Origin of the sequence: Microbulbifer mangrovi, from assembly GCF_002009015.1 — a bacterium.
Classification (GTDB): Bacteria; Pseudomonadota; Gammaproteobacteria; order Pseudomonadales; family Cellvibrionaceae; genus Microbulbifer; species Microbulbifer mangrovi.
Genome location: NZ_LZDE01000175.1, coordinates 1 through 5327, shown reverse-complemented (window position 1 = coordinate 5327; position 5327 = coordinate 1). Strand labels below are relative to the sequence as shown.

General features: G+C 59.1%; 5 protein-coding genes and 1 tRNA gene. All 6 read right to left on the bottom strand.

The window, feature by feature from the left end; all coding sequences use genetic code 11:
- Positions 1–59: 59 nt before the first annotated feature.
- Positions 60–136 (bottom strand) — tRNA-Met (locus B4U49_RS01415).
- 116 nt (positions 137–252) lie between these two features.
- On the bottom strand, positions 253–1167 hold the full coding sequence (locus tag B4U49_RS01410; RefSeq protein ID WP_078082804.1) for a DMT family transporter: 915 nt from the start codon (positions 1165–1167) through the stop codon (positions 253–255).
- A 121-nt stretch (positions 1168–1288) separates the two neighbouring features.
- A complete protein-coding gene (gene ychF / locus B4U49_RS01405; RefSeq protein WP_078082803.1) occupies positions 1289–2380 on the bottom strand; it encodes a redox-regulated ATPase YchF in 1092 nt (363 codons plus the stop codon).
- Between the two features lie 63 nt (positions 2381–2443).
- The gene (pth, locus tag B4U49_RS01400) at positions 2444–3043 is read right to left on the bottom strand and encodes an aminoacyl-tRNA hydrolase (RefSeq protein WP_078082802.1); all 600 of its coding nucleotides are present in this window, start codon (positions 3041–3043) and stop codon (positions 2444–2446) included.
- 39 nt (positions 3044–3082) lie between these two features.
- Positions 3083–3715, bottom strand: a complete 633-nt coding sequence (locus B4U49_RS01395) for a 50S ribosomal protein L25/general stress protein Ctc (RefSeq protein WP_078082801.1) — start codon at positions 3713–3715, stop codon at positions 3083–3085.
- Between the two features lie 226 nt (positions 3716–3941).
- Positions 3942–4874, bottom strand: a complete 933-nt coding sequence (locus B4U49_RS01390) for a ribose-phosphate pyrophosphokinase (RefSeq protein WP_078082800.1) — start codon at positions 4872–4874, stop codon at positions 3942–3944.
- Between the last annotated feature and the right edge of the window lie 453 nt (positions 4875–5327).

Here is a 5327-nt window from a genome sequence, read left to right as displayed (position 1 = left end):
CTTACCGCTTGGCTACACCCCAGTAAAGGTGCTGTGAGGCTGGTACTCACAGAGAAAAATGGTAGCAAGGGGGAGACTTGAACTCCCGACCTCAGCATTATGAGTGCTGCGCTCTAACCAGCTGAGCTACCTTGCCACAACCAATCTCGTCTAACCGAGGGCGCGCATTATCGGGCTACCTCGGGGGTCTGTCAACACTTTTTTAGTAAATTAATCAGTAGCTTAGCGCGCAATCCGCTTTTTGCCCGGGGATCAGCGTCCGCGGCCGATGGCAGCGAGCAGAGAGCCGAGCACAACGGTTATTGCGCCAACCCAGCTGATCCAGTTCAGCGGCTCCACTTCGATATACTGTGGCCACAGGCTGCCGATGACGGCGCTGAGCGCGAGAGTCATCAGTGGCACCAGGGCGAGGGTGGCACTGACCCGGGATGCTTCCCAGGCGCCCATAGCCTTGGCGAAGGCGCCGTAGGCGATCAGTGTGTTGACGGTCAGGAAAACCAGCAGGCCCCAGCCGAGTGCGTCCAACTGTAGTGCGCTGGATGGCTGTGAGACGGGCAGGAAGCACAAGGTGCCAGAAATATAGATCAGTATCAGCAGGTTCTGTGGGCGCGACTGGGCGACGATCTTCTTCTGGAACAGACCGTAGATGGCCCAGGTCACTGCGGCGATAACCACCAGGCCAACACCGACCAGATACTCGCGGTCTTCCCCTTCCACCAGCTCCTGAATACGCAGGTTGAAGAACAGCGGCAGCCCGATACATACCAGTCCCACGCCCATCCACTGACGGGCAGAGAAGCGCTCGCCGAGGAAGATCACGCTGAAAATCAGGAGCAGTAGTGGTGCCAGCTGGATCAGTACCTGCAGGGCGCCAGGAGTGATGTAATTGAGTCCGGTGGCATAGGAAATATAGTTGCCCAGCAGGCCGGCGACGGCGAGCACGGTGTAGGGTAGCAGTTTGCCGCGCAACAGTGCGCCGAGCTGCAGGTCGCGGCGGGAGCCATACCAGGCACCGGCAAACAGGGCTGCGCCAAAGAAGCGAAACCAGGTCACGGTAGTGGAATCCATGTCGCTGATCAGGCCTTTCATGGCGATGGGCAACAGGGCCCACAGGAAAGCGGTGGTCAGTGCCAGCGGCAGGCCGACTCTCCAGTTGGATTGGTACATGGCAACCTACGGTGATGGTGCTAGATCAGGTGCGGGGTTGCACCCGAGGGGGGTACTGCGGAGCCCTAGTGGGACCCCGCAGTGCGGGACTACTTCAATCGGTGTGGAAGGGGCGGGTGTTTTAGACGTTAAAACGGAAGTGGATGACATCGCCGTCTGCGACAACGTAATCCTTGCCTTCCAGGCGCCATTTACCCGCTTCCTTGGCGCCGGCTTCGCCCTTGTTATCCACAAAGTCGGTATAGCCCACCACTTCAGCGCGGATAAAGCCTTTCTCGAAATCGGTGTGGATCTTGCCCGCAGCCTGCGGTGCTGTGGCTTCCAGGGGAATGGTCCAGGCGCGTACTTCTTTGACACCGGCAGTGAAGTAGGTGTGCAGGTTCAGCAGGTTGTAACCGGCGCGGATTACGCGGTTCAGGCCCGGTTCTTCCATGCCCAGCTCTTCCAGGAATTCCTGCTTTTCATCGTCATCGAGTTCGGCAATTTCCGCTTCCAGCTTGTTGCAGATGGGCACCAGGACGGCATTCTCTTCTGCAGCGATGGCGGATACCGCGTCCAGGTGCGGGTTGTTCTCAAAGCCGTCTTCGTCCACGTTGGCAATGTACATGGTGGGCTTGACGGTCAGCAGGCTCAGTTCGCGCAGGTCCGCGAGCTCGTCGTCGCTGAGGCCGAATGAGCGCAGCGGCTTGGCTTCGTCCAGATGCGGTTGAATCTTTTCCAGCAGGGCCTTCATCTTGATGGCGTGCTTGTCCTGTCCCTTGGCGGCGCGGGTGTAGCGCAGCAGGGCTTTTTCCACGGTGTCCAGGTCGGCGAGTGCCAGTTCGGTGTTGATAACCTCGATGTCTGCTACCGGATGCACCTTATTCGCGACATGAATGACGTTGTCATCTTCGAAGCAGCGGACCACGTGCGCGATGGCATCGGTCTCGCGGATGTTTGCGAGGAATTTGTTGCCCAGGCCTTCACCCTTGGAGGCGCCGGCGACCAGGCCCGCGATATCGGTGAACTCCATGGTGGTGGGGATTACTTTCTGCGGATTGACGATCTCCGCCAGCTTGTCGAGGCGGGGATCCGGCACGGGTACCACACCGGCGTTGGGCTCAATGGTGCAGAAGGGGAAGTTTTCCGCGTCGATGCCCGCCTTGGTGAGGGCATTGAACAGAGTAGATTTGCCCACGTTGGGCAGGCCGACGATGCCGCAAGTAAAACCCATGGTCTGAATCCTGTAGGTGTATATATGGTGTTTGGTGATCGGACGCGCGCAGGCGCCGGTTACCTATTTTGCTTTGGTGTGCAGTGACTTCATTGCCCCGTTCCAGTCGCCAGTAGCGGCGGCGGGGAGTACATCGACAGCGCGGTCGATGGCTTCGGCTAGCTGGTCCTGTTCGACACGCGGGGCGCGTTGCAGGACGTAGTTGACCACATCGCGGGCATTGCCCGGGTGGCCGACGCCGAGGCGGAGACGCATGAAATCGCGATTGTTTCCCAGTGCCGAGATGATGTCGCGCAGGCCGTTGTGCCCCCCGTGACCGCCACCGCCTTTTAGGCGTGCGGTGCCGCTGGGCAGGTCCAGCTCATCGTGGGCGACGAGAATGGCTTCGGCGGGAATCTTGAAGAAGTTCGCCAGTGGGCCTACTGCCTGGCCACTGCGATTCATATAGGTGGTGGGAATCAGCAGGCGGACATCCTGCCCGCCGATCCGCACACGGCCGGTGAGACCGTGATATTTGCTGTCTGGCGCGAGCTGGGCGCCGTGGATACGGGCCAGCTCGGAGACAAAGTCGGCTCCCGCGTTGTGACGCGTCCGATCATATTCGGGGCCTGGGTTACCCAGGCCGACGATCAACTGAATGGGCGTGTCGGGAGCCTTGCTCAAGGTGCTTTACCTTATCGGGAGACCTGAACGTCTGCCGGCTTACTCTTCGCCGGACTCTTCGCCTTCACCTTCTTCGGCGTCAGCTTCGATGGCGCCACGCGGCTTGTGCACGGAGGCAACAACCAGGTCGTGGTCTTCACCGTGGGCCAGGTCCACAGACTCAACGCCTTCCGGCAGTTTGATGTCGGAGATGTGAACGGTGGCGTCCAGTTCCAGGTCAGCCAGGTCTACTTCGATGAACTCAGGCAGCTTGGAAGCCGGTGCGTTGATGTCCAGCTCGGTCAGGGTGTGAGACACGATGCCGCCAGCCTTAACACCTTTGCAGGACTCTTCGTTCAGGAAGTGCAGGGGTACTTTAACGTGTACTTTGGTGTTCGCAGATACGCGCTGGAAGTCAGCGTGCAGCAGGATGGCTTTGGCCGGGTGACGCTGCAGGTCGCGCAGGATCACGGTCTCTTCCTTGCCGTCGACATTCAGGGTCAGAACGGAGGAGTATACGGCTTCGCTTTCCAGAGCCTTGAACATATCTTTCTGCAGCAGGGCAATGGATTGCGGCTCGACTTCGCCACCGTAGATGATGGCCGGAACTTTCGCTTCCAGGCGACGCAGGCGGCGGCTCGCACCTTTCCCTTCGTCGCTACGGACGCTGGCATTCAGTTTGAAATCAGACATGGGGTAAACCTCAGGTTGTCTGTCCAGAAGGACCTGCGACCGGAACCTTCTGGCGTTGCTATAAGGTGGGCGAAATCTATTGAAACGCCCAATAGTAAACGCCCGGCGGTACCGGGCGGGCGCGTATTCTAAGGGCAAGTGCTGGGGATTGCCAGCGTATTGTCGCGTGTATGTGCCGACTTCTCGTTATAGGAACCGGCCATTGGGCAGGTTCCTATAAGTGAGATTAGGAGCGGAACATCGCGGAAAGGGACTCTTCGTTGCTGATGCGGCGCATGGACTCGGCCAGCATGGCGGAAAGCGTCAGCTGGCGGATCTTTGGAGACTGCGCCATCTTGTCACCCAGGGGGATGGAGTCGGTGACTACCAGTTCATCCAGAACCGAGTTGTTCAGGTTGTCGATTGCCTTGCCCGAGAGTACCGGGTGGGTACAGTAGGCGACAACTTTCTTGGCGCCGTGTTCTTTCAGGGCGTTGGCCGCGTTGCACAGGGTGCCCGCGGTATCCACCATGTCGTCTACCAGCAGGCAGGTGCGGCCGTTGATCTCACCGATGATGTTCATCACCTCGGCAACGTTGGCAGCGGGGCGGCGTTTGTCGATGATGGCCAGGTCGCAGTCGAGGCTCTTGGCAACGGCGCGCGCGCGTACCACACCGCCGATATCCGGGGAGACTACTACCAGGTCTTCGTATTTCTGGCGTTCGATATCGTCCAGCAGTACGGAGGAGCCGTACACGTTATCCACAGGCACATCGAAGAAGCCCTGGATCTGTTCGGCGTGCAGGTCGACGGTCAGTACGCGGTCGATACCCACGCTTACCATCATGTCGGCAACGACTTTGGCGGAAATTGGCACCCGCTGTGAACGCACCCGGCGATCCTGGCGTGCGTAGCCGAAGTAGGGGACCACTGCGGTAATGCGGCCGGCAGAGGCGCGGCGCAGGGCGTCAACCAGCAGGATCAGTTCCATGATGTTGCGGTTGGTGGGCTGGCAGGTGGACTGCACCACAAAGACATCGCGGCCGCGCACGTTGTCGGTGATCTCAACCGCGATCTCGCCATCGGAGAAGCGCTTGACCACTGCTTCTCCCAGCGGTATCGCCATATGCTCAACAACCTTTTGTGCCAGTTCCGGGTTTGCGTTGCCGGTGAAGACCATTAAGTCAGCCACTGCGAGTACCTTTTTCGTTGGGAGTAGATGATAGTAGTGAAATTCAGGGGGTTTTCGGAGCGCGAACTGCTTGCAGGTTAGTGTGATGCCGTTTCATTGGGCGACCATTGGTGCAAGTTTCTGGTGAGGGCCTGTGCCTGATTTTAGCTCGGGAGAGACCGAGTGCTCCGGTAGCGGGCCAAGGATGGCCCGCCCGCAAATCAGCGTCGCTGATTCGTCGGGAGCTAAGGGCGGACATGCGCCGCGCTTAGCGTCTTTTCAGGAATTCATGGATGAATTCCTGAAAACTTAAAAAGGAAATGGCTGGGGTGGAAGGATTAGCTTCGCCTGCGGCTCGCTGGTCTCCGCTGGCTGCGCCAGCTCCGGCTCGAACCTGTCAGAGTGCGCTGCTTTCGCCAAACTCACTGCCAACCTGAAAATATGGCTGGGGTGGAAGGATTC